The following is a 24,801-nucleotide window of genomic DNA, read 5'->3' on the forward strand; positions in this document are numbered from 1 at the left end:
CGCGACACGCTATCGCGCGCCTCCGACAATCGGCCGGGTCAGCCCAGCAGGACCACGTCCACCTCGGTCCCCGGCTCCACCGACGTCTCGTCCTCGGGCACCACGATCAGGGAGTCCGCGTGGGCGAGCGCCGCGATGAGGTGCGAACCTGCGCCGCCGACGGGGGTGACCTCGCCGGCCTCGGCGTCGTAGCTGCCGCGCAGGAACTGGCGCTTGCCGGACGGCGAGGTCAGCGCCTTGTCGGCGGTCAGTTTCGCGCGGACCGCGGGGCGGTGCACGGAGTCCGCGGGCAGGCCCATCAGGGCTCGGATGGCGGGGCGTACGAACAGCTCGAAGGAGACGTACGAGGAGACCGGGTTGCCGGGCAGTGCGAGCAGCGGGGTGTGGTCGGGGCCGATGGAGCCGAAGCCCTGCGGCTTGCCGGGCTGCATGGCGAGCTTGCGGAACTCGACGCCGCTGCCCGCCCCGATGCCCTCCTCCTCGTCCGGGTCGCCGATGCCGGTCAGGGCCTCCTTCACCACGTCGTACGCGCCGACGCTGACGCCGCCGGTGGTGACGACGAGGTCGGCGCGGATCAGCTGGTCCTCGATGGTGGAGCGGAGCGTCTCGGCGTCGTCGGAGACCGCGCCGACCCGGTAGGCGATGGCTCCGGCGTCGCGGGCGGCGGCGGTGAGGGCGAAGCTGTTGGAGTCGTAGATCTGGCCCTGCGCCAACTGCTCGCCGGGCTGGACGAGTTCGCTTCCGGTGGAGACGACGACCACGCGCGGGCGCGGGTGTACGCGTACGGTGCCGCGGCCGATGGCTGCGAGCAGCGCGATCTGCGGCGGGCCGAGGACGGTGCCGGCGGTGAGCGCGCGGTCGCCTGCCTGTACGTCGCTGCCTTGCGCGCGTACGTGCGCGCGTGCCTCGGCGGGGCGGTGCACGCGGACCTCGCCGGTGGCGCCTTCGGGGGCGGCGCTGTGGGCGGTCATGGTGGTGGCGGGGCCCGCGCCGAGGCCGCCGTCGGTCCACTCCACGGGGACCACGGTCTCGGCGCCGGGCGGCAGCGGGGCGCCGGTCATGATGCGGGCGGCCTCGCCGGGGCCCACGGTGGGCTGTTCGGCCTGGCCGGCCGCGACGTCGCCGATGACCGTGAGCACGGCGGGGAACTCCTCGCTCGCGCCCGCGACGTCCGCGACGCGCACCGCGTAGCCGTCCATCGAGCTGTTGTCGAAGGGCGGCAGTGACAGCGCGGCCGTGACCTCCTCGACGAGCACACAGCCCTGTGCGTCGAGGAGTTGGAGGTCGATGGGGTCGAGCGCCTGGACGGTGCCGAGGATGTCCTCCAGGTGCTCGTCCACCGACCAGATCTGCGCCTGGTCCGTCGTGGAACCGAAACTGTTCACTGCTGCTCCCCTGCTCCTCGTGCCGGTGTTGCTGGTACCCCGGCGTTATTACCACGGGCCGGCCGCGGAGCGAGGCGTCAGACCTCCTCGGCGACGTAGCCGCGCAGCCAGGCGCGGAACTCCGGGCCCAGGTCCTCACGTTCGCACGCGAGTCGGACAATCGCCTTGAGGTAGTCGCCGCGGTCGCCGGTGTCGTAGCGGCGGCCCTTGAAGACGACGCCGTGCACGGGGCCGCCGACCTTCTCGTCGTGAGCGAGCTGCTGGAGGGCGTCGGTGAGCTGGATCTCGCCGCCGCGGCCCGGCTCGGTCTTGCGCAGTATGTCGAAGACGGCCGGGTCGAGGACGTAGCGGCCGATGATCGCGTAGTTGGAGGGGGCGTCGGCCGGGTCCGGCTTCTCCACGAGGTCGGTGACCTTCACGACGTCGCCGTCCTCGGTGGCCTGGACCGCCGCGCATCCGTAGAGGTGGATCTGCGAGGGCTCCACCTCCATGAGCGCGATGACGCTGCCGCCGTGCTCCTCCTGGACCTCGACCATCTTCCGCAGCAGCGGGTCGCGGGGGTCGATCAGGTCGTCGCCGAGGAGGACCGCGAACGGCTCGTCGCCGACGTGCGGGGCGGCGCACAGGACGGCGTGGCCGAGGCCCTTGGGGTCGCCCTGGCGCACGTAGTGGATGGTGGCGAGGTCGTTGGACTCCTGGACCTTGGCCAGGCGGCGCGCGTCGCCCTTCTTCTCCAGGGCCGCCTCCAGCTCGTGGTTGCGGTCGAAGTGGTCCTCCAGGGGGCGCTTGTTGCGACCTGTGATCATCAGTACGTCGCCGAGACCCGCCGACGCGGCCTCTTCGACCACGTACTGGATCGCCGGCTTGTCGACGACCGGGAGCATCTCCTTGGGTGTCGCCTTCGTGGCGGGCAGGAACCGGGTGCCGAGGCCCGCTGCGGGGATGACAGCCTTGGTGATCCTGGTGTGCGCGTCAGTCATGCGGGTCACCATATCCGGCCGCTATGGGCGGAATCTGTGGGTCCGCTTTGTAGGCACATATATGCGTCGAATAGGAGAGGTTTGTGAACCGGCTATGAGTCCGCACACGAGTGAGCCCACGGATGGCCCGCGCGGCGCCCACCCTGACAAGCGTTCATTGCGGCGGGAGTTCCTCCAGGTGAGGAACGCGTTGACGCCCGATGACGTACGGGAGACGGAGCGGGCCGTCGCCCGACAGGCGCTCGAACTCGACGAGTTGGCGAAGGCCCGCACCGTGGCCGCGTACGTCTCCGTAGGAGGCGAGCCGGGGACGGGCGCGCTTCTCGACGCCCTACGCGCGCGTGGCACGCGCGTGCTGCTGCCGGTCCTGCTGCCCGACAACGACCTGGACTGGGGTGTGTACGACGGGGCCGGGTCGCTCGCGAGCGTGCAACATCCGGGGAAGATCGCCCTGTTGGAGCCGGGCGGCGAGCGGCTCGGCCCGGACGCCGTCCTGGAGGCGGACGCCGTACTGCTGCCGGGGCTCGCCGTGGACGCGCGCGGGATGCGGCTGGGGCGCGGCGGGGGCTCGTACGACAGGGTGCTCGCGCGCCTGGAGGCGGCCGGTGCGCGGCCCGCCCTGGTGGTGCTGCTGCACGACAGCGAGGTCGTCGCGCATGTCCCGGAGGAGACGCACGACAAGGCCGTGGACGCCGTCGTCACGCCCACGGGCGTGCGGCGCTTCGCCTGAGGGCGCCGGGTTACGTAGAAGGGGCCTCCACGCGCGCGTGGAGGCCCCTTCTACGTAACTACTGCCCGGCTACGGCTTGAGGACCAGCGTGTCCTCGGTGCTGTCGCCGACGGCCTTCTTGGAGAAGTTCCACGGCAGCAGGTCACCCTTGACCCACTTGTCGGTCTGGTCCGTGTAGTGGTCGCTGAAGGTGTGCCCCGAGGCGCCCGTGAGGTTGATCCACTTGGACTTGTCGAGGTCCTCCATGTTGACCACCATCCGCATGGACGGCACCCAGTCGACTCCGTAGCCGCCCGCCGCGTTCCAGCCGGTCGCGTTCACGGCCGCCTCGCCGCCGCCCAGCTTCCAGGGGCCGCGGTTGAGCACGTACTGCAGCCAGCCGGGCCCCTCGGTGCCGAGGGTCTGGTTCTTCAGCTGCAGCTTGTGCAGGCGGCCCCAGCTCCAGGTGTCGATGTCCTTGCCGAGCTTGGCCGTGAGGTCCCAGCGGGCGTCCTCCATGGCGCGCCGGAACAGCTGGTCACGGTTCTTGGTGGGGTCGTTCGTGCGGCTGCCCGGCGTCTTCCACCAGTCGTTCTTCTCGTCCTTGATGATCTTGCGGACGACCTCGAACCAGCGGTCGCCGCCGTCCGGCTGCGCCTGGTCGGGCGCCCGCTCGCCGCACTCGCGCACCTCGCGGTCCTCGTCGGCGGGGCCGGTCTTGTCGACCGGTTCGACGCTGAGGCACTGGCCCTCCACGCGCAGCTCCTTGGGCAGCTTGTTGCCGAAGGCGAGCTTCAGGATGTTGCGCCACACGGAGTTGAAGTAGGCCGCGGCGGCCGAGTCCGGGTTCTGGGTGTAGTCCCAGTTCTCCAGGAGCTGCTGCGCCTCGCGGACGTCCGGGTCCTTGATGTCGATCTTCTGCAGGTAGGGCACGAGCAGCTTGGCGATCTCGCTGCTGTTGTCCATCTGCATGGTGCGCATGTCGTCGGTGGAGATCTTCCCGCCGTCCTTGATCTTCGACTCGATCAGGTCGGTGATGCGCTGGCTTCGGGTGCCGTAGCCCCAGTCCTTGGTCAGCGTGTACGGGTAGTCGTCGTCGACCACGGCCTGGTTGGCGGTCACGATGTAGCCGCGCTTGGGGTTGAACTCGTAGGGCAGCTCGTCCTGCTTGATGTAGCCGGTCCAGCGGTACTTGGAGTCCCAGCCGGGAGCCGGGAGCGAGCCGTCGCCCTCGCCGCGGGTGGGGATCCGGCCCGGCAGCTGGTAGCCGATGTTGCCCTCGGTGTCGGCGTACGTGAGGTTCTGCGAGGGCACCTCGAAGTCGGCGGAGGCCTTGCGGAACTCGGACCAGTTCGACGCCTTGTCGAGGTTGAAGACGGCGTCCATGGTGTTGCCCGGCTGCAGCGCGGTCCAGCGCAGCGCGACGCCGTAGCCGTCGCCGCGGTCGGGGGCCGCCGCGTCCACGCCGGCCTTCTTGCCGACCTTGACGAGTTCGGAGTTTCTGTCGGACAGCAGCGGGCCGTTGTCCGTCTCGCGGATCGTGATCGTCTTGGAGTCGCCGCCCGCGACCTTGATGGTCTCCTTGCGGGTCTTGAAGGGCACCGTCCTGTCGTCGACGAGGTAGCCGTCGCCGCTGAACTTCTCCAGGTAGAGATCGGTGACGTCGACGCCCGAGTTGGTCAGGCCCCAGGAGATGTTCTGGTTGTGGCCGATGACCACGCCGGGCATGCCCGCGAAGGTGTAACCGGACGTGTCGTACTGGCACTTGCTGGAGACGCTCGTGCAGTGCAGGCCCATCTGGTACCAGACGGACGGCAGTTGCGGCGCCAGGTGCGGGTCGTTGGCGAGCAGCGGCTTCCCGGTGATGGTGTGGTCGCCCGAGACCACCCAGGAGTTGGAGCCGATGCCGTTGCCGTTGGGGCCGAGGCCCGCGGAGGCGGGAATCTTGTCCAGGACGTCGGAGAGGCCGCCGAGCTGGCTCTGGAGGCCGCTGGGAGCCGCTGTGCCGCCCGCGAGGCCGGTGCCCGCCGCCCCGGCCGTCCGCGTGCCCGTGCCGCCCTGTGCGGACGCGTCGTAGGACTTCGTGGCGCTGTTGTAGCCGCCCTCCTGCACGATCGGCTTGTGCCGCGTGTACGGGTAGTCGGGGTACAGGTCGGCGATCTGCTTCGGGCCGAGCCGGCTCGTCATCAGCGAGCGGTCGATCTCCTCCTGCATGTTGCCGCGCAGGTCCCAGGCCATCGCCTTGAGCCAGGCCACCGAGTCGACCGGGGACCACTTCTGCGGCTTGTAGTCGTTCTCGAAGCCGAGCGCGACGTACTCGGCGGAGATGTCCTTGCCGCTCTTGCCGCCCAAGTAGGAGTTGACTCCCTTGGAGTACGCCTGGAGGTACTTCTTGGTCGCGGGCGACAGCTTGGAGTCGTACTCCTTCTGCGCCACCCGGTGCCAGCCCATGGTGCGCAGGAACTCATCGGTCTTGACCTGGCCCTTGCCGAACATCTCGGAGAGCCGACCGGAGGTCGTATGGCGCCGCACGTCCATCTCGTAGAACCGGTCCTGCGCCTGTACATAGCCCTGCGCCATGAACAGGTCGTGGTCCGTGGACGCGTAGATCTGCGGGATCCCGTAGCCGTCCCGCTTCACCTGCACCGGTCCGTCGAGCCCGTCGAGTTGGATGGACCCGGTCGTCTGCGGCATGGAGGCGCGGACGCTGTCGACGCTCCAGTAGGCACCGAAACCGATGCCCGCGAGAACGGCCAACACGAGGACGATCACGATCAGTCGGGCTCGGCGCCCCTTCTTCTTGCCGGGCGGGCCACCGGCAGAGGCGTTCGTAGTGTCGGGCATCGCGGTCCTTGCTGTCCTTCGCTAACCGGGCGGGGAGGGCGAGAGCAACCTTACGAGCAGTGGGGTGCGGCTCCGGACGCGGAGTCGGGAAGCGGCCCTCTACGGAGAGCGGCGTGACGTAACCGGCATCAAGAAAGCGTTAACGATTAGGTAAGGTAACGAAGTAACTCCCCCTGTCGCAGTGCCCCTATGGAAGGAACGGCCCCTGACTGTCCACCACCTCAACCAGCTCCTGCTCGTCAGCGCACTCGTGCTGCTCGTGGCGGTCGCCGCCGTGCGTATCTCGTCACGGAGCGGACTGCCGAGCCTCCTGCTCTACCTCGGCATCGGCGTCCTCATGGGTCAGGACGGGATCGGCAACGTCTCCTTCAGCAACGCCGAGATGACGCAGGTCATCGGCTACGCGGCGCTCGTCGTGATCCTCGCCGAGGGCGGTCTGGGCACGAAGTGGAAACAGATCAGGCCCGCCCTCCCCGCTGCCGCCGCCCTGTCGCTCGTGGGTGTGGCGGTGAGCGTGGGCGTGACGGCCGCGGGCGCGCACTACTTGGTGGGCCTGGAGTGGCAACAGGCGCTCATCATCGGCGCGGTGGTCTCCTCCACGGACGCGGCGGCCGTTTTCTCCGTCCTACGTAGAGTGCCGCTTCCGGCCCGCGTGACCGGCGTCCTGGAGGCGGAGTCGGGCTTCAACGACGCCCCTGTCGTCATCCTCGTCGTCGCGTTCTCCGCCACGGGCCCCATGGAGCACTGGTACGTCCTCGTCGGCGAGATCGCCCTGGAGCTCGCGATCGGCGCCGCCATCGGACTCGCGGTCGGCTGGCTCGGCTCCTACGGGCTGCGGCACGTGGCGCTGCCCGCCTCCGGCCTCTACCCGATCGCCGTCCTCGCCATCGCCACCGTCGCGTACGCCGCGGGCGCCATGGCCCACGGCAGTGGCTTCCTCGCCGTCTATCTGGCCGCCATGGTGATGGGCAACGCCAAGCTGCCGCACTGGCCGGCCACCCGCGGCTTCGCCGAAGGGCTCGGCTGGATCGCGCAGATCGGCATGTTCGTCCTGCTCGGCCTGCTGGTCACCCCGCACGCGCTGGCCGACGACATCGTGCCCGCGCTCCTCATCGGCCTGGTCCTCACGATGGTCGCGCGGCCCCTGTCGGTCGTCGTCAGCCTGCTGCCGTTCCGCATACCGTGGCCGGAGAAGGCCCTCATGTCGTGGGCGGGCCTGCGCGGCGCCGTACCGATCATCCTGGCGACGATCCCGATGGTCACGGGCGTCGCCGACAGCCAGCGGATCTTCAACATCGTCTTCGTCCTGGTCGTCGTCTACACCCTCATCCAAGGTCCTACGCTGCCGTGGCTCGCCGGGAAGCTGCGCCTGAGCGCCTCCGACGACGCCGCCGACCTCGGCATCGAATCGGCGCCCCTGGAGCGGCTGCGCGGACACCTGCTGTCCATCTCCGTCCCCAAGGGCTCGCGGATGCACGGCGTGGAGGTCGGCGAACTGCGGCTGCCCAAGGGCGCCGCCGTGACCCTCGTCGTCCGCGACGGGGCCTCCTTCGTGCCCGCCCCGACCACCGTGCTGCGCCACGGCGACGAGCTCCTGGTGGTCGCCACCGACCCGGTGCGGGACGCCGCGGAGGCGCGGCTGCGGGCCGTTTCCGTGGGCGGCAAGCTGGCCGGCTGGCTGGGACCGGAGCGGCAGGACGCCCGGCAGGGGTCCCGGAATGTCCGCAGGGTCCCTCGGACCCCGGATGCCCGTTAGCATGGATGCACAGACCATGTACGACCGACTCTGCCTGACGTAGAGCCGGCGCGACCGCAAAGCGGCCGCGGTCCCCTCGCAGCACTGTGCTTCGCAGCGCCTGAACTGCTTGGCCCAGGGCCTCTCCTGGCGCGGACCGTAGGTATCACTCGGTTCCCGGCGCATGAGGACGGCTCTCGGCGCGCACCCCTCGACCAGGAGGCGCGCGCTACCAGGCGGCAGAAAGGCGAGGACCGTGCCACAGAAGGACACGGTCACCCACACCCCCGGCGGCAAGCGCCCGGGCTACGGGCAGCTCCTGCGCACCCGCGGGGCCTGGACGTTCCTGCTTCCCGGCTTCGCGGCGCGGCAGCCGTTCGCGATGCTGACGATCTCCATCGTGCTGCTCGTGCAGCACACCACCGGCTCCTACGGCACCGCGGGCGCGGTCTCCGCGACGACCGGTGTCTCCATGGCGCTCTTCGCGCCCTACAGCGGCAAGCTGGCCGACCGGTTCGGGCAGCGCGCCGTGCTGCTGCCCGGCGTGCTCGTGCACTCCGTCTCGGGCCTCACGCTCACCGCGCTCGCGCTGTCCGGGGCGCCCACGTGGGCGCTGTTCGCGGCGGCCGTGCCCACGGGCGCCTCGACGCCACAGGTCGGCCCCATGGTGCGGGCGCGCTGGGGCGTGAAGCTGCACGGCTCGCCCCTGATGCAGACTGCCGCCGCCTTCGAGTCCGTCACCGACGAGTTCACCTTCGTCCTGGGCCCGCTGTTCGCGACGGCCCTGTGCACCGGCATCGACCCGGCCGCGGGCCTGCTCACCGAGGCCGCGCTCACGCTCGTCGGCGGGCTGCTGTTCGCCGCCCAGAAGGGCACCCAGCCGCCCGTGGCGGGCCTTGAGGAGCACGCGCGCGTGCGGCACACCTCCGCGCTGCGGGTCCCCGGTGTGCGCGTCCTGATCGTGACGTTCCTCGGCATCGGCTCCGTCTTCGGCGGCATGCAGGTCTCCCTCGCCGCGTACACCGAGTCGATCGGCGAGCCCGGTCTCAACGGAGTCCTGTACGGGATCTTCGCCGCGGGCAACATGCTCTCGGGCCTCGTCTGCGGCGCCATCGCGTGGAAGGTCGCCCCGCAGCGGCGCCTCCTCGTCGGCTACACGGCCCTCGCCGTCATGGCCTCGGGGCTGTGGGCGGCGCAGTCCGTGGTGCTGCTCGCCGGGCTCGGCCTGCTGGTCGGCGTGTGCATCGCGCCGTCCCTGATCACGGGCTACACGCTCGTCGAGAAGATCGTCCCCGCGGGTTCGAGGACCGAGGCCTTCACCTGGCTGACCGGGGCGGTCGCACTCGGTCAGGCGGCCGCCGTGTCGGTGGCCGGGCAGCTGGAGGACCGGCTCTGGGACGGCGCCGGATTCCTCGTCCCGATGGGCGGCACGGTGCTCGCCCTGGTGGTCATGTTCCTGCTGCGCTCGCGGCTCGTGCCGCCGTCCGTGGGGCGGACCGTGGCACGTGGTGTGGGTCACCGCGAGCCCGTGACAGTGGACTGATCCCGCGGAATAGGTCACTATGGACCGTCGTTAGCACTCAATGAGTGAGAGTGCCAGGAGGAAGACACAGTGCCGACTTACCAGTACCAGTGCACCGAGTGCGGCGAGGGCCTCGAGGCGGTGCAGAAGTTCACCGACGAGTCCCTGACCGAGTGCCCTGCTTGCCAGGGCCGCCTGAAGAAGGTGTTCTCGGCCGTCGGCATCGTGTTCAAGGGCTCCGGCTTCTACCGCAATGACAGCCGCGGCTCCTCGTCGAGCAGCAGCCCGGCGTCGGCCTCGAAGTCGTCCGAGTCGTCCGGCTCCGAGACGAAGTCGTCGGACTCCAAGTCGTCCTCCGAGTCGAAGTCCTCGACGTCCTCGACGTCGTCCTCTTCGAGCTCGTCGACCTCTTCTTCTTCGACGTCCTCCGCCGCGTAAGCGGCGCCGCGAAGTCTTACGAGACCCTGTCGTCTTCGGACGACAGGGTCTTTCGCGTTCCCGGCGTGATTACTGTGCTGCCCTATGGCGACCAACCCGACGAACGTGAACGCAAGCGCCGACGCCGAGATCGGTGTCATCGGCGGCTCCGGCTTCTACTCGTTCCTGGACGACGTGACCGAGGTCCGCGTCGACACCCCCTACGGCCCGCCGAGCGACTCGCTCTTCCTCGGTGAGGTGGCGGGGCGCCGGGTCGCCTTCCTGCCCCGGCACGGCCGCGGCCACCATCTGCCGCCGCACCGCATCAACTACCGCGCCAACCTTTGGGCGTTGCGCTCGGTGGGCGTGCGCCAGGTGCTCGGCCCGTGCGCGGTGGGCGGACTGCGGCCCGAGTACGGTCCGGGCACGCTGCTCGTTCCCGACCAGTTCGTGGACCGTACGAAGTCCCGGGCGCAGACCTACTTCGACGGGGAGCCGCTCCCGGACGGTTCGGTGCCGAACGTCGTGCACGTCTCCCCCGCCGACCCGTACTGCCCGGCCGGGCGCCGGGTCTCGGTGAAGGCGGCGCGCGGCAAGGACTGGGAGCCGGTGGACGGCGGGACGCTCGTGGTGGTCGAGGGGCCGCGGTTCTCCACCCGCGCCGAGTCGGCGTGGCACGCGGCCATGGGCTGGTCGGTGGTCGGGATGACCGGGCACCCGGAGGCGATGCTCGCCCGTGAACTGGAGCTCTGCTACACGTCGTTGACCCTCGTCACGGACCTGGACGCGGGCGCGGAGAGCGGCGAGGGCGTCTCGCACGACGAGGTGCTGCACGTGTTCGCGGCCAATGTGGACCGGCTGCGGACTGTGCTGTTCGACGCGGTGGCGGGGCTGCCGGCGAACACGGAGCGGGACTGCCTGTGCGTGGGGGCGCTGGGCGGGATGGATCCGGGGTTCCGGCTGCCGTGATCGCGGGGCGGTAGGCCCGGCCGTGGCCGAATTCCCCGTTCCGGTGAGGGAGTTGTCCACAACCGCTCGGTAGCACACGGGGCTCAGCGGGATGCGCCGCCGAGGCGGATCGTGGTCGGCGAGACGGGCGCGGTGTCCGTCCGGCCCGACCGATCCGCAGGCGGTGGCGACTGTGTCCGCATCCGACTCGTACGAGCTCAGCATTCCCCCGACGTCCGAGGTGCCGTCCTTCCCTCCCGTGCGCGTACGCGGCGCGCGGTGGCGGTCGGGGCGCTCGGGCAGGCGCCGGCGCGGTCCTTCCGCGGCGGTGGGTCTCGCCCTGACCGCGGCGGCGCTGGCTGCCGCGGTGCCCTCGTCCGGCGCGGGGCGCGGGCCCGAGCCGCCGCGGGGCCGGGCGGCGCCGGGCGAGCGGGTCACCGCTTCCGCGCCCGCGGTGTCGGCGCCGGTGCGGATCGCGGACGCGGGGGCGGTGCGGCTGCTGCGGCCGGGCGACCGGGTCGACGTGGTGGCGGCGCGGGCGGACGGCGGGCCGGGCGTGCGGGTGCTGGCGTCCGGGGCGCGGGTGACGTCCGTGCCGAAGCCGGGGCCAACTCTCGGTCAAGACAGCGGCGTCGGCGAAACCTCGGCGGCGGGCGGGGCGTTGGTGGTGCTGACGGTGGGGCGTGCGACCGCGGCACGGCTCGCGGGGGCCGGTGCCGCTTCCCGGCTGGCGGTGACGGTGTGGTGACGTACGTCTCCCCAAGTCCCCCGTTCGAGCTACCGAATTGGACAGGTCTGACCCGAACTGTCGTAGGTTGCGGAAGCGTTTGCTCCACAACCTGGACATGTGAAGAGAGGCCTTCTGGTGAGCGAGAACAACGAACCGAGCGTGTGGGAAGGCTTCAAGGCCTTCCTCATGCGCGGCAATGTGATCGACCTCGCGGTCGCCGTGGTCATCGGCGCCGCCTTCACCAACATCGTGAACGCTGTGGTGGAAGGGGTCATCAACCCGATCGTCGGCGCGTTCGGCACGCAGGACCTGAACAAGTACTCGTACTGCCTGAAGGGTTCGTGCACGCCCGGCAGCGAGGACAGCATCGAGATCATGTGGGGCTCGATCATCAGCGCCGCCATCAGCTTCCTGATCACGGCCGCCGTCGTGTACTTCCTGATGGTGCTGCCGATGGCCAAGTACCTCGCCCGGCAGGCCGCGAAGAAGGCCGAGAAGGAGGGCACCCAGGAGGTCCTGGAGGTCACCGAGCTGGAGGTGCTCAAGGAGATCCGCGACTCGCTCGTGGCGCAGCGCGGCTCGGGGCACACCGAGCCCTAGGGCCGGTCCTGGCGGTCCTGACGGTCCTGGCGGGGCTCTCGGCGGCGCTTCAGAGGTGGTGGGGCGGCTTCTCGTCGAGGAAGCGGGCCAGGTCGGCGGCGCTGTTGTCCCCGGCCGTCGGCCGCTCGCCCCAGCCACGGTCCGTGTCGTCGGAGGACTGCGCCGTCAGCGGATCGTCGAAGATCAGCGCGGCCTTGGGGTCACGCTTCTTCGGATCACGCTTCTGCACGTCGCGGTTCTTCGGATCGCGCTCGTCGGGGTCGGGGGCGGGGCTGCTCATGGCTCCAGGGTACGTCGGCGGCTCAGACCGCCGTGAGGCCGTGGGATTCGAAGATCGACTTGGCGGCGGCGACCTGCTCGGGGGTGGGCGAGGGGGTGTCGTGCAGCGTGAAGGTCTTGCCGAGCGCCTGCCACTTCGCCTCGCCGAGCTTGTGGAAGGGCAGCACGTCGACGCGGGAGACGTTGCCGAGGGAGCCCGCGAAGGCGGCGACGCCCTCGATGTTGGCGGGGTCGTCGGTCAGGCCGGGCACGAGCACGAAGCGCACCCACACGTTCTTGCCGAGGTCGGCGAGCCGGTGCGCGAAGTCGAGGGTGGGCTGCAGCGGGCGCCCGGTGACGTGCTTGTAGGTGGCGCGGTCCCAGGACTTGATGTCGAGCAGCACCAGGTCCACGTCGCGCAGCAGCGCGTCGGTGGCGCGCACACCGAGGAAGCCCGAGGTGTCGAGGGCGGTGTGCAGGCCCAGTTCGTGCTTGAAGCGGTGCAGCAGCTCCCCGGCGAAGACCGGCTGGAGCAGCGGTTCGCCGCCGCTGATGGTGGCGCCGCCGCCGGCCGCCTCGATGAACCGGGTGTACTTGGCGGCCTCCGCGACGATGTCGTCGGCCGAGGTGCGCTTGCCGTTGCGCATCTTCCAGGTGTCGGGGTTGTGGCAGTACAGGCAGGTCAGCGGGCATCCGGAGAGGAACGTCACGAAGCGGGTGCCCGGCCCGTCGACGCCGGTCGACAGGTCCCAGGAGTGCACCGAGCCCTCGATGGGCCGGTGGGTCGCGGCGGCGGCCGGGGTAGCGGCGTCGTTCGCGCCCATGATCCTGGGGTTCTGGGTGAGCAGCACGGTCATGACGTTCCTCTCCGTGTCCTTCAGGGTGTGTCGGTCGGGAGGCCGGGCTCAGAGGGAGCCGTGGAACGTGCGGTTGATGACGTCCAGCTGCTGCTCGCGCGTCAGGCGGACGAAGTTCACCGCGTAGCCGGAGACCCGGATGGTGAGCTGCGGGTAGTTCTCCGGGTGCTCCATGGCGTCCTCCAGGGTCGCCTTGTTGAGGACGTTGACGTTCATGTGGAAGCCGTCGCTGGCCATGAAGCCGTCGAGCACGCCGGACAGGTTGCCGATCCGCTCGGTGGGAGTGCGGCCCAGGGCGTCCGGGGTGATCGTGTTGGTCAGCGAGATGCCGTCCTCGGCGTCGTCGTAGGGCAGCTTCGCGACCGACAGGGCGGAGGCGATGTAGCCGTGCTCGTCGCGCCCGTTCATCGGGTTGGCGCCGGGGGCGAACGGGGTGCCGGCGCGGCGGCCGTCCGGGGTGTTGCCGGTCTTCTTGCCGTAGACGACGTTCGAGGTGATCGTGAGCACCGACTGGGTGTGCACGGCGTTCCGGTAGGTGGGGTGCTTGCGGACCTTCTCCATGAAGCCGTGGACGATGCGCTGGGCGATGGCGTCGGCGCGGTCGTCGTTGTTGCCGTAGGCCGGGTAGTCGCCCTCGATCTCGTAGTCGACGGCGAGGCCGGTCTCGTCGCGGATCACCTTGACCTTGGCGTGCTTGATCGCCGAGAGGGAGTCCGCGGCGACCGAGAGACCCGCGATGCCGCACGCCATGGTGCGCAGGATCTCCTGGTCGTGCAGGGCCATCTCGATGCGCTCGTAGGCGTACTTGTCGTGCATGTAGTGGATGACGTTGAGCGCGTGGACGTACGTCTTGGCCAGCCAGTCGAGCATCGCGTCGTACTGCCGGGCCACGGTCTCGTAGTCGAGGTACTCGCCCTCGATGGGCTCGAAGCCCTCGACGACGCGCTTGCCGGACTTCTCGTCGCGGCCGCCGTTGATCGCGTAGAGCAGCGCCTTGGCGACGTTCACGCGGGCGCCGAAGAACTGCATCTGCTTGCCGACGGCCATCGCGGAGACGCAGCAGGCGATGGCGGTGTCGTCGCCGTACTTGGGGCGCATCAGCTCGTCGGACTCGAACTGGATGGCCGAGGTGTCGATGGCGACCTGGGAGGCGAAGTCCTTGAAGCCCTTGGGGAGTTCGCGCGACCAGAAGACCGTCAGGTTCGGCTCGGGGGCCGGGCCGAGGTTGTAGAGGGTCTGCAGGGCGCGGAAGGTGGTGCGCGAGACGAGCGGGCGGCCGTCCTCGCCGATGCCGGCCATCGACCAGGTGACCCAGGTGGGGTCGCCGGAGTAGAGGTCGTTGTACTCGGGGGTGCGCAGGAAGCGGACGATGCGGAGCTTGATGACGAAGTCGTCGATGAACTCCTGGGCCTCGGACTCGGTGATCCGGCCGGCCTCGATGTCGCGCTGCAGGTAGATGTCGAGGAAGTTGTCGATGCGGCCGATCGACATGGCCGCGCCGTTCTGCTCCTTCACGGCGGCGAGGTAGCCGAAGTACAGCCACTGGACGGCCTCGCGGCCGGTCGTGGCCGGGCCGGAGATGTCGTAGCCGTACGACATGGCCATCGCCTTGAGCTCGCCCAGCGCCTTGATCTGCTCGGAGATCTCCTCGCGGTCCCGAATGACGTGCTCGGTGGGCCACTCGGCGCCGAGCTTGTCCTTGTCGGCCTGCTTGGCGGCGATGAGGCGGTCGACTCCGTAGAGGGCGACGCGGCGGTAGTCGCCGATGATGCGGCCGCGGCCGTAGGCGTCCGGGAGGCCGGTGATGATGCCGGAGGAGCGGCAGGCGCGGATCTCGGGGGTGTACGCGTCGAAGACGCCCTCGTTGTGGGTCTTGCGGAGGTGGGTGTAGATCTCGCGGACCTCGGGGTCGGCCTCGTAGCCGTACGCGTTGAGGGCGCCCTCGACCATGCGCCAGCCGCCGTTGGGCATGATGGCGCGCTTGAGCGGGGCGTCGGTCTGCAGGCCCACGATGAGGTCGGTGTGGTCGGCGGGGGTGCCGTCGATGTAGCCGGGCCTGAAGGCGTCGATCCGGGACGGGGTCTTCACGTCGACGTCGTGGACGCCGCGCTCGATCTCGTCCGGGAACATTCCAAGGAGCTTGTCCCATACGGCGGTTGTGCGCTCGGTCGGTCCCGCGAGGAAGGAGCCGTCGCCCTCGTAGGGGGCGTAGTTCTGCTGAACGAAGTCGCGGACGTCGATGGCGTCCCGCCACAGCCCGCCCCTGAAGCCGTCCCAGGCCTCGCCGTGTGTCGTCATTTCCGCGGGAGTGGCAGTCATCTGCGGCACCTTCCCCATCTCTTCGACCGGTTCGTTGCTACGTATTCATTGGACTCCCGCCCGGCCGGTCCGGCGGGCCGCAATAGTCCCGAGTTCGGGGCCATTGGGCCTCATTCCGGACCGGCGCGAGCCGGGATTAACGCTCTGACCTGGGTTTTCCTTCGGGACTTTCGACCCAAGTTCGCTTGTGAACGCATTCACAAGAATTTCGTCGAAATCCCGTGTTACAGGTCAGCTGGGGGATTCGGCGTTCTTGCGGGCGTAGTACCACCAGCAGACGACGACGCATGTGGCGTAGAAGCCCACGAAGCACCACAGGGCGCTGGTCACCGCGAAGTTGGCGAACATCGCGGGGATGAAGAAGAAGCCGTACGCGGCGATCGCGGCGGTGAAGCCGGTGACGGCGCCGGACTCCATCTCGGCCTGCTTGAGCGCCTTCGTGTACTCGGGCGTGCCCTCGGTCAGGCCCTTCAGGTGCTGGTTGCGGAAGATCACCGGGATCTGGCGGAACGTGGAGCCGTTGCCGATGCCGCTGAAGAGGAAGGCCGCGTAGAAGCAGAGGAGGAAGCCCGCGAAGGAGCCGCCCTGGCCGTTCGACGGCATGAAGTTGATGACGCCGATGATCGAGGCGGCCATGCCGACGAAGGAGAGGATCGTGACGCGCGCGCCGCCCAGCTTGTCGCCGAGCCAGCCGCCGCCCCAGCGGGCGAGCGCGCCGACGGCCGGGCCGATCCAGGCGTAGGTGGCGGCCGTGTAGGCGGCGTCGATCGGGGTCCAGGTCGTCTTGATCAGCATCGGCAGGGCGGAGGCGAAGCCGATGAAGGAGCCGAAGGTGCCGACGTAGAGCCAGGTCATCAGCCAGTTGTGCTTGCGCTTGAAGATGACCTTCTGCTGCTTGAACGGGGTGGCCGCGACCTTGAGGTCGTTCTGGCCGAACCAGGCGACGACGGCCAGGACCAGCAGGACCGGGACCCACAGGAACGCGGCGTTCTGCAGCCACACCGGGGAGCCGTCCGCCTTGTGCTGGGCGGAGCCCAGGGCGATCGCCGAGGAGGTGATGACGATCGGGGTCAGCAGCTGGACGACGGAGACGCCGAGGTTGCCGAGGCCGCCGTTGATGCCGGTGGCGTTGCCCTTCTCCCGCTTCGGGTAGAAGAAGCCGATGTTGGCGAGCGACGAGGAGAAGTTGGCACCGCCGAAGCCGCACAGCGCCGCGATGGCGACCAGTGTGGCGTACGAGGTCGAGGTGTCCTGCACCGCGAGGCCGAGCCAGACCAGCGGGATGACGAGGACGACCGTGGAGAGCGCGGTGAAGCGCCGCTGGCCCATCCGCGGGCCGAGGAAGGTGTAGAAGATCCGGGCCGTACCGCCGGTCAGACCCGGGACGGCGGTCAGCCAGAACAGCTGCGAGGTGCTGAAGCTGAAGCCGACGTCGGCCAGGTTGGTCGCGGTGACGCTCCACACCTGCCACACCACGAAGGCGACGAGGAGGGCGGGGACCGCTATCCACAGGTTGCGGGTGGCGACCCGCTTGCCCACGGACTTCCAGAACAGTTCGTTCTCGGGTTCCCAGTCGGTGATAGTCCGGCCTGGCCGGTACTGCTGGGGATCGTAGGAACGGGTGACGTCGTCGACCGCGGCGGCGTCCCGGACTGCAGGACTCATGACGTGTTCCTGGTGGTGAGGAGGGGTTTCCTTGCCTCTCCAGATTCACGCCGGGATAAAGACGGGGTAAGAGCCGTTGGTCGCCCCGCGAGCACCCCAATGGCACCGCGTGCGGGGCGACCAAGGTCCCTGCGCTCAGCCCATTTCGGGAACCTCGGGAACCTCGGGAACCTCGGGGGCCTCGTGGACCGCGAGGCGCACGGACGGGTCGTCGAGGCACGCGCCGGTGCGCAGGTCGAACTCCTGCTTGTGCATCGGGGAGGCGACGACGGGGGCGCCGCCGCGGGTGCCCATGATGCCGTTCGCGATGACGTCGGCGCCGGAGAAGGGGTCGCGGGCGTCGACGGCGTAGACGGTGCCGGAGGCGTCCTTGAAGAGGGCGGCCTCGGTGCCGTCGGGCAGCACGGCGGGGCGGCCGCGGCCGGGCTCCAGGAAGCGGGGATCGGCCTCGGACGTCGCCTCGAAGCGGGCGAGGGCGGCCGGGTCGTCGAGCACGGCCTGCCACTCGTCGCGGTAGGCGGCGACGTGCCGGTCCAGCTGGGCCTCCAACTCGGCGCAGATGCCGAGGGAGTCGTCGATCAGCACCGCGCGCAGGTGGTCGAGGCCGCCGATCCGCTCGAACCAGGGGGCGGTGCGCTCCAGGCGTTCGGCGGTGCGCGCGTAGTACATGAGGAACCGGTCGGTCAGGCGCAGGAGTTCGTCCCGCGTCAGGTCGGTGGCGAGGAGGTCGGCGTGGCGGGGGTTGGTGCCGCCGTTGCCGCAGACGTAGAGGTTCCAGCCGCCGGCGGTGGCGATGACGCCGATGTCCTTGCCGCGGGCCTCGGCGCACTCGCGCAGACAGCCGGAGACGCCACCCTTGATCTTGTGCGGGGTGCGAAGCCCGCGATAGCGCAGCTCCAGGTCGATGGCGAGCTGCACGGAGTCGCCCTGCCCGAAGCGGCAGAACTTCGAGCCGACGCAGGACTTCACGGTGCGCAGCGACTTCCCGTACGCCTGCCCGGACTCCAGGCCGACGGCGACCAACCTCCGCCAGATCGCGGGCAGTTGCTCCTTGCGCGCGCCGAAGAGGTCGATGCGCTGACCGCCGGTGATCTTCGAGTAGAGGCCGTGGTCGCGGGCGACCTCGCCGATCGCGATGAGCTGCTCGGCGGTGATCTCGCCGCCGGGGACGCGCGGGACGACGGAGTAGGTGCCGTCCTTCTGGAGGTTCCCGAGGAAGAGGTCGTTGGAGTCCTGGAGGGCGGCCTGTTCGCCCTGGAGGATGTGGGTGAGGCCGAGTTCGGGGGCGAGGGTGCCGAGGATGTTGGCGACGACGGGCTTGCAGACGGCGCAGCCGTCGGCGATCCCCGCGCCACCCGTGCCGTGCTTGGCCAGCAACTCGCTGAAGGAGGCGATGCGTTCGGCGCGGACGAGGTCGTAGAGCTCGGCGCGGGTCAGGTCGAAGTGTTCGCACAGGCCGCGGGCGATCTCGACGCCGGACGCGGCGAGTTCGGCGTCGAGGACGGACTGGAGCGTGCCGACGCAACCGCCGCAGCCGGTGCCGGCCTTCGTGCACCGCTTGATGCCGCCGATGTCGGTGAGGCCCTCGGCGGTGACGGCCGCGCGGACGGCGCCCTTGGTGACGTTGTGGCAGCTGCACACCACGGCGTCGTCGGGGAGGGCGTCGGCACCGAGGGCCGGGCCTTCCGCGTCGCCGGCCGGGACGATATAGGCCTCCGGGGAGCCGGGGAGGGTGCGGCCCGCGTGCGGCTTGAGGGTGCCGTAGGCGGTGGCGTCGCCGACCAGGATGCCGCCGAGGAGACGGCCGTCGGGGCCGAGGACGAGCTTCTTGTAGACGCCCTCGCGGGAGTCGGAGAAGACGACCGCCATGGCCTCGCCCTGTTCACCGTCCACGCCCTGCGCGCCCCGCCCGCTCTCGCAGGCGAACGGGTCGCCGAAGGAGGCCACGTCGGCGCCCATCAGCTTCAGCTTGGTGGAGGTGTCGGCGCCGGTGAAGAGGGTGGCGCCCTCCCCCGCGAGGGCGTCGGCCGCGGCCTCGGCCATCTGGTAGCCGGGGGCGACGAGGCCGTAGACCCGTCCGTCGGCGGTCTGCGCGCACTCGCCGATCGCGTAGATGTACGGGTCCGTGGTCCGGCAGTGCCCGTCCACCACGACGCCACCGCGGTCGCCGACGGCGAGCCCGGCCTCGCGGGCCAGCCGGTCGCGGGGGCGTACACCCGCCGAGAAGACGACGACGTCGGCGTCGAGGGTGCGGCCGTCGGTCAGCGCCAGGGCGCACGCCGAGCCGTCGGGGTCGGTCTCCACCGCGCGGGCGCCGACGCCGGTGTGCACGTCCACGCCCATCGACTCGATGGTGGCGCGCAGCGCGGCGGCGCCGCCGTCGTCGACCTGGAGCGGCATCAGGCGCGGGGCGAACTCGACGACGTGGGTGGCGAGGCCCAGCGTGCGCAGGGCCCCGGCCGCCTCCAGGCCGAGCAGCCCGCCGCCGATGACGACGCCGGTACGGGTGCCCTCGCGGGCCGCGTACTCGGTGAGGGTCTCGACGTCGTACAGGGTGCGGTAGGTGAAGCAGCCGGGGGCGTCGGCGCCGTCGATCGGCGGGACGAAGGGGTACGAGCCGGTGGCCAGGACGAGGGCGTCGTAGTCGACGGTGGCGCCGGAGGTGGTGGTGACGGTCCGGGTGGCGGTGTCGATGTGTTCGGCCGGGTCGCCCAGGCGCAGGTCGATGCCGTGCTTCGCCATGAACTCGGGCTCGGCGAGGGCGAGTTCGGAGGGGTCCGTGCCGGTGAAGGCGGAGGAGAGGTGGACGCGGTCGTAGGCCGGGCGGTCCTCCTCGGCGAGGACGGTGACGTGCCAGGCGTCGAGGGTGCCGCGGTCCGCGAGGAGTTCGAGGAGGTGGTGGCCGACCATGCCGTGACCGATGAGGACCAGATTCAGGGGCATGGTGGGCGCTCCGGGGGTGCGAGATGGTGCCGGTCTGCTGTAATCCCGACGTTAGGACCGGACCGACGGGGCGCCGCACCGAATTGGGCCCCTTGGCGCGGGACCAACGACCCCCTTGATCAGGCCCTTTGCCAGGGCCGGGGGCGGCGGCGCGGACATAGCGTGGCCGCATGTTGGCCACGGACCCTCTCGTTCTCGCCGTGCACGGCAGCGCGCTGCCGGCCGCGGGCGCCACCGTCGGGCGGCTGTGCGACGCGGTCGAGGCGCGGCTCGGGACGCGGCCCACCGTCGGACACCTGGATCATCAACTTCCCTCCCTCAAGGGCGCGTTGGCGAGTGGCTCCGTCGTGGTTCCGCTGCTGCTCGGCGACGGCTACCACCGCACCGTCGACATCCCCGCGGTCGTCGCCGCGCACGGCGGAGGGGGCTGCCGGCTCACGCCGAGCCTGAGCGGGGCGAGCGAGGTCGACACGGCGCTGTACGAGCGGCTGTGCGCGGCGGAGCGTGAGGCGGGGCCGGGGGCGGTGCCTGGGGCGGAGCATGCGGTGGGGCGTGAGGCGGGGTGGCAAGCGGAGCGTGAGGCAGGGCTGCAAACCTGGCACGAGGCGGAGCGCCAAGCAGGGCGCGAGGCAGAACGGCAAGCCTGGCGCGAGGCAGAGCGCCAAGCAGAGCGTGAGGTGGGGCCGAAGGCGGAGCACGCCGTGGGGCGCGGGGTTGGGCTCAAGGGAGGGGGGCCGGTTGACGCGATCGTGTTCGCCGCCGCCGGGTCCTCGCGGCCGGGTGGGAACGGTGGGGCGCTGGTAGCGGCGCGGCGGCTCGCGATGCGGCGGCCCGGTACACCGATGGTCGTCGCGTACTGCTCCGCCGCCGAGCCGACCGTTCCGGAGGCGCTCGCGCGGCTGCGGGCGGCCGGGCACCGGCGGATCGGGATCGTGACGCATCTGCTGGCGCCGGGCCGGTTCACGCAGGCGCTCGACGCGGCGGGGGCCGACCTCGTCACCGCGCCGCTCGCCGACCATCCGGCGCTCGCCTCGCTCGTCGTACGCCGCTACCGGGCTGCGTGCCGGATCGCCGCCGTCGCCGCCTGATCTGCTGTGCTGGACGCATGACGTCCACACCCGAGCCCGCCGGGCCGAACCCGCCCGGCGACCCGCAGCACGCCTCGCCGAGCCGGCGATCACCGAGCCACCGGTCCCCGATCCGCCGCATGGTCGAGAGGGGGCGCGACGAGGAGCATCGGGCCGCGTCGCCGCTGGAGTTGTTCTTCGACCTGTGTTTCGTCGTCGCCGTGGCGCAGGGCGGGGCGGAGCTGGTGCACGCGGTGGCGGAGGGGCACGCGGGTGCTGGGGTGGTCGACTACGCGCGCGTGTTCTTCGCGATCTGGTGGGCGTGGATGAACTTCACGTGGTTCGCCTCGGCGTACGACAACGACGACGCGGTCTACCGCGTCGTGACGCTCGTACAGATCGCGGGCGTGCTGGTGCTCGCGGCGGGCGTCTCGCAGGCGTTCGCGCACGACAACTACATGGTGGTCTGGCTCGGCTACCTGATCATGCGGGTCGCCATGGCCACGCACTGGCTGCGGGCCGCCGCCTCCACCACGGGCGCGGAGCGCCGGGTCGCGCTGCGGTACGCGGGCGGGGTGCTGGCCTGCCAAGTCGGCTGGCTGGCGCTGCTGTTCACGCCGCACGCGGCGCAGGTCTGGGTGTTCTTCGCGATGGCGGTCCTGGAGATGTGCGTCCCCGTGTACGCGGAGCGGGACCGGCAGACGTCCTGGCATCCGCACCACATCGCGGAGCGGTACGGCCTGTTCACGATCATCGTGCTCGGCGAGACGATCGCCGCGGCGACGGTCGCGGTGAAGTCGGGCGTCGAGGAGAACGACGCGCTCGGCGAGCTGCTGCCGATCGCGACGGGCGGCCTGCTCGTCGTCTTCGCGGCCTGGTGGATCTACTTCGCGGTGCCGATCCACGACAGGCTGCGCTCCAACCGGCAGGCGTTCGTGTGGGGTTACGGGCACTTCTTCATCCTCGCGTCGGCGGCGTCGATCGGCGCGGGCATCGAGGTCGCGGTCGAGCAGGCGGTGGGCGAGGCGCACATCTCCACGGCCGCGGCCTCGGCCGCCGTGACGGTGCCGGCGGCGGTGTTCCTGCTGCTGGTGTGGGCGCTGCACGCGCGGTACTTCAAGGTGGGGACGGCGCAGCAACTGACCCTGCCCGTCGCCGCGTTGCTGGTGCTGGTGTGCACGTTCGCGGGGCACTTGGCGGTGCTCGCGGCGGGGGTCGTCGCGGCGCTCACGGTGGCGGTCGGGGTGACGCTGTCGGCGCGGGCGGGCGGGACGCGGGCCGCCTGACGCCCCCTCCCCACCCCACCCCTCCCCCCCTTTGTCACACCCCACCCGGGCATCAACTCCCGTGGTAGGCATGGGACATGACGACTCGCAATGATGCCCTCACCGATGTCCCCGGCCTGCGCGTCGGACACGCCACCCTGGTCGGGGACGGATTCCTGACCGGTACGACGGTCGTGCTCGCCCCCGAAGGCGGCGCGGTCACCGCCGTGGACGTACGGGGAGGCGGCCCCGGCACCCGGGAGACCGACGCGCTCGACCCGCGCAACCTGGTGCAGCGGATCGAGGCGATCGTGCTGACGGGCGGCAGCGCGTTCGGGCTCGACGCGGCGTCGGGCGTGGTGGCGTGGCTGGAGGACCAGGGGCGCGGGGTCCCGGCGGGCACGAACCCCGGGGAGGTCGTGCCGGTGGTGCCCGCGGCGTGCGCGTTCGACCTCGGCCGGGGCGGCGACTGGCGGGCCCGCCCGGACGCGGCGACGGGCCGCGCCGCCGTCGAGGCCGCCGCCGCGACGGAGCCCGGCTCCCCCGTCCAGGAGGGCAACATCGGCGCGGGCACCGGCGCGCTCGTCGGGAAGCTGCGCGGCGGCATCGGCACCGCGTCCACGGTCCTCGACTCCGGGATCACGGTCTCCGCCCTGGTCGTCGCGAACGCCGCGGGCTCCGCCGTGGACCCGGCCACCGGGGCGCTGTACGGCGAGTTCTTCGCGGGCACCGGGCCGGTGACGTATCCGACGCCGCAGGCGCACGAGGCGGCGGGCAAGCGGATCGCGGAGGCGGCCACGGCGAACGGCCCCCAGCCCCTCAACACCACCCTGGCCGTCGTCGCCACCGACGCCGACCTCAACCGCGCCCAGGCGCAGAAGGTCGCCGGGACCGCGCACGACGGCATCGCGCGCGCCGTGCGTCCGGTGCACCTGCTCAACGACGGGGACACGGTGTTCGCGGTCGCCACCGGGGAGCGCCCGCTCGACACCGCGAACCCCCTCGCCCTCAACGAGGTCCTCGCGGCCGGGGCGGACCTCGTGACGCGGGCGATCGTACGGGCGCTGCGCGCGGCCGAGACCGTGACGGCGGGCGGCGGCACCCACCTCTCGTACGGCGATCTCTACGGCGGCCGCTCCACCGCAACGTAACGGAGATCCACCACCCCGTAACAGAACTGTCCCTGTGGCTGCGTTCACAACAAACGGACGGAACCCCTCCGCCCGTATCGCGCTCTTCCCTCACATCGGTAGAAAGCTGCGGAACAGCAGAAAGCACGAAAAGGGGAGCAGACCGTGAGCAGGCAGAAGACAGCCGTCGTGGGCGCGGCCCTCGCCATCGGCGCACTGACCCTCACGGCCTGCGGCGGCGACGCCACCGCCGACAACGACAAGGGCGGCGACGCCCCCAAGATCGCCATCTCGGCCAAGGACGGCTCGACGGGCGCGTCGATCAACGCGACGGGCGTGAAGGTCAGCGACGGCAAGCTGACCAAGGTGAAGATGACCGAGTCGGCGAGCGGCAAGGCCGTGCCCGGCACGATCACCGGGGACGGCGCGGCGTGGAAGCCGAAGGAGCAGCTGGAGCGCGGCACCAAGTACCGGATCTCCGCGTCCGCCAAGGATGAGGACGGGCACAAGGCCGCCGCCAACTCCATCTTCACGACGGTGTCGAGCGCCAACAGCTTCATCGGCACGTACACGCCGGACGACGGGAAGACGGTCGGGGTCGGGATGCCGGTCTCCTTCAACTTCGACAAGGCGATCACCAACAAGAAGGACGTGCAGTCGCACATCACGGTGACGTCGGACAGCGGCCAGAAGGTCGTCGGGCACTGGTTCGGCGCGCAGCGCCTCGACTTCAGGCCCCAGGAGTACTGGAAGGCCGGCTCCAAGGTCACCATGAAGATCGACCTCGACGGCGTCGAGGGCGCGAACGGCGTGCACGGCGTGCAGGACAAGACGGTGAGCTTCAACGTCGGCCGCTCCCAGGTCTCCACGGTCGACGCGAACACGCAGCAGATGACGGTCGTCCGCGACGGCAAGACGCTCCGGACGGTGGACGTGTCGACCGGAAGCGACCAACACCCGACGTACAACGGGCAGATGGTGATCTCGGAGAAGTTCGTGCAGACGCGCATGAACGGCGACACGGTCGGCTTCGGCGGTGAGTACGACATCGCGGACGTGCCGCACGCGATGCGCCTGTCGCAGTCCGGGACGTTCATCCACGGCAACTACTGGAGCGCCCCGAGCACCTTCGGCTCGCAGGCCACCAGCCACGGCTGCGTCGGCATGCGGGACGTGAAGGGCGCGGGCGGCGACACGACCGGCAAGTGGTTCTTCGACAACTCGCTGGTCGGCGACGTCGTGGTCATGAAGAACTCGCACGACGAGACGATCGCGCCCGACAACGGCCTCAACGGCTGGAACATGGCGTGGAGCCAGTGGACGGCGGGCAGCGCCGTCTGACCCCCCTGCTCACTTACGGCGCGGGCCGCGCGGGAACCTCCCGCGCGGCCCGCTCGTTTTCCAAGCACCTTGCTCAAATGCCGTCC

19 protein-coding genes are annotated in these 24,801 nt (G+C 70.7%); 11 read left to right on the forward strand and 8 right to left on the reverse strand.

Going from position 1 to position 24,801, the window contains the following annotated elements:
* Positions 1–38: 38 nt before the first annotated feature.
* A complete protein-coding gene (gene glp, locus RBJ65_RS30090; protein ID WP_306323550.1) occupies positions 39–1,385 on the reverse strand; it encodes a gephyrin-like molybdotransferase Glp in 1,347 nt (448 codons plus the stop codon).
* 77 nt (positions 1,386–1,462) lie between these two features.
* The gene (gene galU, locus RBJ65_RS30095) at positions 1,463–2,365 is read right to left on the reverse strand and encodes a UTP--glucose-1-phosphate uridylyltransferase GalU (RefSeq protein WP_306323549.1); all 903 of its coding nucleotides are present in this window, start codon (positions 2,363–2,365) and stop codon (positions 1,463–1,465) included.
* 94 nt (positions 2,366–2,459) lie between these two features.
* Here galU and RBJ65_RS30100 point away from each other — a divergent pair, with 94 nt between their 5' ends.
* A complete protein-coding gene (locus RBJ65_RS30100) occupies positions 2,460–3,095 on the forward strand; it encodes a 5-formyltetrahydrofolate cyclo-ligase (protein WP_306323548.1) in 636 nt (211 codons plus the stop codon).
* A gap of 69 nt (positions 3,096–3,164) precedes the next feature.
* Here the strand turns inward: RBJ65_RS30100 and RBJ65_RS30105 are convergent, their stop codons facing one another.
* Positions 3,165–5,918: a penicillin acylase family protein gene (locus RBJ65_RS30105; RefSeq protein WP_306323547.1), complete on the reverse strand. Its 2,754-nt coding sequence runs from the start codon at positions 5,916–5,918 to the stop codon at positions 3,165–3,167.
* Between the two features lie 181 nt (positions 5,919–6,099).
* Here RBJ65_RS30105 and RBJ65_RS30110 point away from each other — a divergent pair, with 181 nt between their 5' ends.
* The 6 genes from RBJ65_RS30110 (at position 6,100) to mscL (ending at position 11,870) form a co-directional block, all read left to right on the forward strand.
* A complete protein-coding gene (locus RBJ65_RS30110) occupies positions 6,100–7,674 on the forward strand; it encodes a potassium/proton antiporter (RefSeq protein ID WP_306323546.1) in 1,575 nt (524 codons plus the stop codon).
* A gap of 235 nt (positions 7,675–7,909) precedes the next feature.
* The gene (locus RBJ65_RS30115) at positions 7,910–9,196 is read left to right on the forward strand and encodes an MFS transporter (RefSeq protein ID WP_306323545.1); all 1,287 of its coding nucleotides are present in this window, start codon (positions 7,910–7,912) and stop codon (positions 9,194–9,196) included.
* Positions 9,197–9,265: 69 nt separating this feature from the next.
* Positions 9,266–9,613: an FmdB family zinc ribbon protein gene (locus tag RBJ65_RS30120; protein WP_306323544.1), complete on the forward strand. Its 348-nt coding sequence runs from the start codon at positions 9,266–9,268 to the stop codon at positions 9,611–9,613.
* Between the two features lie 84 nt (positions 9,614–9,697).
* Positions 9,698–10,561 carry an S-methyl-5'-thioadenosine phosphorylase gene (locus RBJ65_RS30125; RefSeq protein WP_306323543.1) on the forward strand — a complete coding sequence of 288 codons (864 nt, stop codon included), beginning with the start codon at positions 9,698–9,700 and terminating at the stop codon, positions 10,559–10,561.
* A gap of 172 nt (positions 10,562–10,733) precedes the next feature.
* Entirely contained in the window at positions 10,734–11,288 is a 555-nt protein-coding gene (locus tag RBJ65_RS30130; RefSeq protein WP_306332186.1) for an RcpC/CpaB family pilus assembly protein, read from the forward strand.
* A 117-nt stretch (positions 11,289–11,405) separates the two neighbouring features.
* On the forward strand, positions 11,406–11,870 hold the full coding sequence (gene mscL, locus RBJ65_RS30135; RefSeq protein ID WP_372341429.1) for a large conductance mechanosensitive channel protein MscL: 465 nt from the start codon (positions 11,406–11,408) through the stop codon (positions 11,868–11,870).
* A 49-nt stretch (positions 11,871–11,919) separates the two neighbouring features.
* Here the strand turns inward: mscL and RBJ65_RS30140 are convergent, their stop codons facing one another.
* The 5 genes from RBJ65_RS30140 to nirB all read right to left on the reverse strand — a co-directional run bounded on the left by RBJ65_RS30140 (position 11,920) and on the right by nirB (position 19,912).
* Positions 11,920–12,150: a hypothetical protein gene (locus RBJ65_RS30140; RefSeq protein ID WP_306323042.1), complete on the reverse strand. Its 231-nt coding sequence runs from the start codon at positions 12,148–12,150 to the stop codon at positions 11,920–11,922.
* Positions 12,151–12,172: 22 nt separating this feature from the next.
* Positions 12,173–12,985 carry a pyruvate formate-lyase-activating protein gene (gene pflA / locus RBJ65_RS30145; RefSeq protein ID WP_306323041.1) on the reverse strand — a complete coding sequence of 271 codons (813 nt, stop codon included), beginning with the start codon at positions 12,983–12,985 and terminating at the stop codon, positions 12,173–12,175.
* 48 nt (positions 12,986–13,033) lie between these two features.
* A complete protein-coding gene (pflB, locus tag RBJ65_RS30150) occupies positions 13,034–15,304 on the reverse strand; it encodes a formate C-acetyltransferase (RefSeq protein WP_306323040.1) in 2,271 nt (756 codons plus the stop codon).
* 231 nt (positions 15,305–15,535) lie between these two features.
* Positions 15,536–16,969, reverse strand: a complete 1,434-nt coding sequence (locus RBJ65_RS30155) for a NarK family nitrate/nitrite MFS transporter (RefSeq protein WP_306323039.1) — start codon at positions 16,967–16,969, stop codon at positions 15,536–15,538.
* Between the two features lie 135 nt (positions 16,970–17,104).
* Complete coding sequence (gene nirB, locus RBJ65_RS30160) at positions 17,105–19,912, reverse strand: nitrite reductase large subunit NirB (protein ID WP_306323038.1); 2,808 nt, start codon at positions 19,910–19,912, stop codon at positions 17,105–17,107.
* A 170-nt stretch (positions 19,913–20,082) separates the two neighbouring features.
* Between nirB and RBJ65_RS30165 the strand changes: the two genes are divergently transcribed.
* The 4 genes from RBJ65_RS30165 to RBJ65_RS30180 all read left to right on the forward strand — a co-directional run bounded on the left by RBJ65_RS30165 (position 20,083) and on the right by RBJ65_RS30180 (position 24,715).
* Positions 20,083–21,000 carry a sirohydrochlorin chelatase gene (locus RBJ65_RS30165; RefSeq protein WP_306323037.1) on the forward strand — a complete coding sequence of 306 codons (918 nt, stop codon included), beginning with the start codon at positions 20,083–20,085 and terminating at the stop codon, positions 20,998–21,000.
* Positions 21,001–21,017: 17 nt separating this feature from the next.
* The gene (locus RBJ65_RS30170) at positions 21,018–22,265 is read left to right on the forward strand and encodes a low temperature requirement protein A (protein WP_306323036.1); all 1,248 of its coding nucleotides are present in this window, start codon (positions 21,018–21,020) and stop codon (positions 22,263–22,265) included.
* Between the two features lie 77 nt (positions 22,266–22,342).
* Entirely contained in the window at positions 22,343–23,395 is a 1,053-nt protein-coding gene (locus RBJ65_RS30175; protein WP_306323035.1) for a P1 family peptidase, read from the forward strand.
* A gap of 144 nt (positions 23,396–23,539) precedes the next feature.
* Entirely contained in the window at positions 23,540–24,715 is a 1,176-nt protein-coding gene (locus RBJ65_RS30180) for an Ig-like domain-containing protein (protein WP_306323034.1), read from the forward strand.
* The last annotated feature ends 86 nt before the right edge of the window (positions 24,716–24,801 follow it).

Origin of the sequence: Streptomyces sp. KL109B, assembly GCF_030766935.1 — a bacterium.
In the GTDB taxonomy this organism is placed as follows: domain Bacteria; phylum Actinomycetota; class Actinomycetes; order Streptomycetales; family Streptomycetaceae; genus Streptomyces.

Coding starts and splice junctions, on each gene's coding strand:
- pflA (WP_306323041.1), bottom strand. CDS start 12,985: ATGACCGTGCTGCTCACCCAGAACCCCAGGATCATGGGCGCGAACGAC.
- RBJ65_RS30100 (WP_306323548.1), top strand. CDS start 2,460: ATGAGTCCGCACACGAGTGAGCCCACGGATGGCCCGCGCGGCGCCCAC.
- pflB (WP_306323040.1), bottom strand. CDS start 15,304: ATGACTGCCACTCCCGCGGAAATGACGACACACGGCGAGGCCTGGGAC.
- RBJ65_RS30165 (WP_306323037.1), top strand. CDS start 20,083: ATGTTGGCCACGGACCCTCTCGTTCTCGCCGTGCACGGCAGCGCGCTG.
- RBJ65_RS30105 (WP_306323547.1), bottom strand. CDS start 5,918: ATGCCCGACACTACGAACGCCTCTGCCGGTGGCCCGCCCGGCAAGAAG.
- nirB (WP_306323038.1), bottom strand. CDS start 19,912: ATGCCCCTGAATCTGGTCCTCATCGGTCACGGCATGGTCGGCCACCAC.
- RBJ65_RS30140 (WP_306323042.1), bottom strand. CDS start 12,150: ATGAGCAGCCCCGCCCCCGACCCCGACGAGCGCGATCCGAAGAACCGC.
- RBJ65_RS30125 (WP_306323543.1), top strand. CDS start 9,698: ATGGCGACCAACCCGACGAACGTGAACGCAAGCGCCGACGCCGAGATC.
- RBJ65_RS30155 (WP_306323039.1), bottom strand. CDS start 16,969: ATGAGTCCTGCAGTCCGGGACGCCGCCGCGGTCGACGACGTCACCCGT.
- RBJ65_RS30175 (WP_306323035.1), top strand. CDS start 22,343: ATGACGACTCGCAATGATGCCCTCACCGATGTCCCCGGCCTGCGCGTC.
- galU (WP_306323549.1), bottom strand. CDS start 2,365: ATGACTGACGCGCACACCAGGATCACCAAGGCTGTCATCCCCGCAGCG.
- RBJ65_RS30170 (WP_306323036.1), top strand. CDS start 21,018: ATGACGTCCACACCCGAGCCCGCCGGGCCGAACCCGCCCGGCGACCCG.